The following is a 1,370-nucleotide window of genomic DNA, read 5'->3' on the forward strand; positions in this document are numbered from 1 at the left end:
CGCGCGCGGGCTCGGCCTGTGCCTGCCTCAGGATCGCCTCCGCCTGCCACCCGGCATGGAGCGCGTATCCCGCAGCCTTCGGCACCGTGCCCCGCCGCGCGCGCGCCCGCGACAGCCGCTCGAGACCTAGCCCGGCCAGCGCCGCCACCCCCTCCGCCCGCCCGTCGAGAAGCGGCACGCGCCCCCGCGCCTCGAGGTCCGGCACCGCGCGCAGGAACCCGGCGAGCGCGAAGGCCCAGGCCGCGTCCCGCACCGCGCCCTCCGCCCCGTCGGGCGCGCCGAGCGCGCGCGCCGCCGCCCAGGCGAGGTTCCCGCCGGTGGCGTCGAGATAGGCGTCGAAATGCGCCGCGTCCTCGAAGGGTTCGCGGTAGATGTCCCACCGCCGCGCGGCCACGAGCCCGTCGAGAAGCGGCGCGTCCTCGGCCCGGACGGCCTGCGCCAGCGGTGCGGCCACCTCGTGCGCGCGGGGCGGCGCGCCCTGCCCGATCTCCTCGGCCACGTCCCGCCAGAACTGGAGCCGCATCTCCGCGATCATCGGCTCCTGCGTGACCCAGGGCGCGCGGCTGACCTCGAGGTTGAAGGCGTAGAGCGGGAAGAGGACCGCGCGGGCCTCGGGCGGCGTCGCCATGGCGGCGCGGAAGCGTTCCGGGTCGCCGCGCGCCACCAGGTCTGCGCAGGCCTGGAGGCTCATTCCGGCGTCGCCACCACCGCGTAGTAGCCGACCTCGGCCCGGAGCTTGCGCCAGGCGCGCGCCTCGGCCTCCGCCTGTTCGAGCACCTCGGCCATCTCGGCGCTCTCGCGGCCCTGCCGGATGTCCTCGCGGAGCGTGGCGATCCGGTCGGCCTGGAGCGCGAAATAGGTCTGCCACCCCGCCTCGGGCTCGCGGCGTTCGGCGAGGATGCGGTAGCCCGCGCGCTTGACCGCCGCCTGCACCTCGGGGATCGTGTCGACCGCATCGCCCTGCCAGAAGGCCACGGCCTCCTCCGACGGCGTGTCGGTGAACATCACCGGCGCGGTGAAGGCGACGGCGCCGCCCTCGGCCAGCGCGTCCTTCCAGTGACGGAGCGCAGCCTCGACGCCGAGGAAGTAGATCGCGCCGGCGCACCAGATGAGGTCGAAGGGGCCCTGCGCCTTCAGGTCCACGGGCGCGGAGCCGTCGAAGCCCGGCTCCGGCCCCATCGAGCCGTGCAGCGCCGTGACCTCCGGCCCGTAGCGGCCCGAGATCGCCTCGACGAAGGGCTCGTGGACCTCGATCGCCACGACGCGCGCCTCGGGGATCGCCTCGCGCAGCGCCCGGATGTCGTCGCCAACGCCCGCGCCCGCGTCGAGGACCTTCGCCCCCGTCTCGGTCCCCGCCGCCTTGACCGCCC

The 1,370-nt window shown here is 76.1% G+C and carries 2 protein-coding genes; both read right to left on the reverse strand.

Annotation, left to right across the window (positions count from 1 at the left end):
- On the reverse strand, positions 1 to 691 hold a 691-nt coding region (locus ACTS11_RS10855), incomplete at its 3' end, for a squalene/phytoene synthase family protein (protein ID WP_442640330.1).
- On the reverse strand, positions 688 to 1,370 hold a 683-nt coding region (locus ACTS11_RS10860; RefSeq protein WP_442640331.1), incomplete at its 5' end, for a class I SAM-dependent methyltransferase. The genes ACTS11_RS10855 and ACTS11_RS10860, both read right to left, overlap by 4 nt.

The organism is Roseicyclus sp. (genome assembly GCF_052168335.1).
Taxonomy (GTDB): domain Bacteria; phylum Pseudomonadota; class Alphaproteobacteria; order Rhodobacterales; family Rhodobacteraceae; genus Roseibacterium.